Annotated in this window: 1 protein-coding gene; it reads right to left on the bottom strand. The window is 46.0% G+C overall.

Going from position 1 to position 520, the window contains the following annotated elements:
• Positions 1–520 (bottom strand): CPBP family intramembrane glutamic endopeptidase (locus tag ACS8FC_RS20845; protein WP_439298186.1); only part of this gene is annotated, 520 nt, incomplete at both ends.

Here is a 520-nt window from a genome sequence, read left to right as displayed (position 1 = left end):
CCATACTGCACATGGATAATGGCGAATATCAAACTGGTCACGATACTCGCAACTATTGCACCGCGGTGCGCTGGATACAACGGCTCCTTGAACTGCTCTGCAATGGCTGACCATAATATGCCACGAAAAACCACTTCTTCGTAAATAGGTGCAACCACGACCATTGCAAATACCAGCAGCCATACTGAACTAACAGACTGATACAATGGATCTACAAATACCAGCGGCGTCATGTCCAGCAGATAGGTCAGCACCTGACTGACTATCATAAATATCAACAGCAATCCTAGCATGCCCATACCTACGGCAAATGAAAACGGCTTTAATGCTAAATACTGCCGCCATTCACCGCCTCTTATACGAATAATGAGAACACTGGTTGTCATCAGCAGCACGCAGCCTATGAGTATTGATAAGCTCACGACTGTTCCATCATTACTGCCAAAAAAGAAGATATCGCCCATCGAAGCATTTTTGGTCGCAGGTAATACCAGCTTGCCAGCGATATAGACGCCTACCA

The organism is Psychrobacter sp. 1Y4 (assembly GCF_051847555.1).
This window is presented reverse-complemented; position numbering and strand designations above follow the sequence as displayed.